Origin of the sequence: Pseudomonas crudilactis (assembly GCF_013433315.1) — a bacterium.
Classification (GTDB): Bacteria; Pseudomonadota; Gammaproteobacteria; order Pseudomonadales; family Pseudomonadaceae; genus Aquipseudomonas; species Aquipseudomonas crudilactis.
In genome coordinates, this window is sequence record NZ_WXVV01000048.1 from 1 (window position 1) to 1,301 (window position 1,301).

Below are 1,301 nucleotides of genomic sequence, written 5' to 3' on the forward strand. Positions count from 1 at the left end.
GGGAGTGTATGTACCGGAGACATGGTGGACACATGTTCGGAGACATGGTGGACGGTTTTAGATCTTCTTACCTGCCGTAACGATCTGCAAGTTCAAGTCGATTCGGGCGATGCGATGTCTACTCCAGTAGACATCGTGGATGCCGTCCTCCGTCGTTTCTCGGATAGCCACTGACCTCCCGTGAAACGCCTTTCCGACGGTGTATTCACGGTTGCCCCAGTAGATCTCGCCCTTCACCTGAACCTTCCTGACCACATCCCCATCGTCGTACTCAGGCGCCGCCGGTTGCTCCTGATATTCCCGCGGGCTGCTGCTGTAGCGAGTAGCAGGAACCTGCATGCCCAATGCTTGATGCGGGCGCTTCTGGTTGTAAATCTCACGCCAGATATCAAACGCCCGTTGTGCATCGTCCAGATCGATGAAGAGTTGGCCTTGCAGGACTTCCCTTTTCAGGCTGCGGTGGAAGCGCTCCAGCTTTCCCTGGGTTTGCGGGTGATAAGGTCGGGAGTGGCCGACCTTGATGCCCTGGCTCATCAGCCAGACCTCCAGCGCGGTATAAACGCCGGTCTGGTCACCCCATGGCGAACCGTTGTCCATCGTCATGCGCAGAGGCAGACCGTAGAGCCGAAAGGCCCGCATTAGTTGCTCCTGGACGGTTCGGTGCTGCTCATTGGCGCACGCAGCGATGCACAGTGAGAACCGCGAGTGATCGTCCAGTATCGTCAGCGGATGGCAACGCCCCTGAGCCAGGCTGATATGCCCCTTGAAGTCCATCTGCCAAAGATCGTTGGGCGCCTCGTGCTCGAACCGGATGAACGGTTTGACCTCGGCAGCCTTTGGATCAACGCGCGAATGACGCTGTAAAACCGCATGCACGGTGCTGACAGAGGGCATCACTTTGCCGTCGTCTTCCAACACGCGCTTGAGCTTGCGAGCGCCCCAAGCGGTGTACTCCTGACTCACGGTCAAAATCTGCTGCTCAACCTCTTCTGCGCAGCGTTTGGGTGACGTCTTTGGTCGTCGAGACTGATCGATCAACCCTTGCGCACCGATGTTTTCAAACCTGTTTAGCCATTTGTAGGCAGTGCTTGGGCTGATATTGAATCGACGGCAAAGCTGCCGAACATTGGCCCCTTCTTGCCGAGCCAACAGCACGAATTCTGAACGAAGCTGCACGGTGGAAACCTCTTCCCAAGACACAGGCCATCTCCTTCGCGATGAGCAATGTGTCTATTAAAATGTGTCCACCATGTCTCCGAACACCTGTCCACCATGTGTCCGGTACATACAGGGAGAGGGCT

1 protein-coding gene is annotated in these 1,301 nt (G+C 56.5%); it reads right to left on the minus strand.

The annotated features are described in order from the left end of the window. Positions 1–57: 57 nt before the first annotated feature. Positions 58–1,200: an IS481 family transposase gene (locus GTU76_RS29705; RefSeq protein WP_180700255.1), complete on the minus strand. Its 1,143-nt coding sequence runs from the start codon at positions 1,198–1,200 to the stop codon at positions 58–60. Positions 1,201–1,301 lie beyond the last annotated feature (101 nt).